This window comes from Oleiphilus sp. HI0125, assembly GCF_001635355.1.
Window position 1 is genome coordinate 1 of sequence record NZ_LWGF01000551.1, and the last position, 350, is coordinate 350.

Genomic DNA, 350 nt, shown 5'->3' on the forward strand with positions numbered 1-350 from the left:
AGTGCACATGATCGAAACGATCAACAAGTTGAATCGTATTTCTCGTCAGATGTTGCAAGAAATGGGTCGTGAACCAACGCCTGAAGAGCTTGGTGAACGCATGGATATGCCGGAAGAGAAGGTACGTAAAGTACTGAAGATCGCTAAGGAGCCAATCTCTATGGAAACACCAATCGGTGACGATGAAGATTCGCATCTTGGTGATTTTATCGAAGATACTATGGCTGAATCTCCAGTGGATACAGCAACAGGTGAAGGTCTTAAAGAAGCAACACGTAGTGTTCTTTCTGGTTTGACTGCTCGTGAAGCGAAAGTACTTCGTATGCGTTTTGGTATTGAAATGAATACGG

Annotated in this window: 1 protein-coding gene; it reads left to right on the top strand. The window is 43.7% G+C overall.

Features of this window, described 5'->3' with window-relative positions:
* The coding region (locus tag A3762_RS06960; protein WP_304439274.1) for a sigma-70 domain-containing protein at positions 1–350 on the top strand (350 nt) is incomplete at both ends.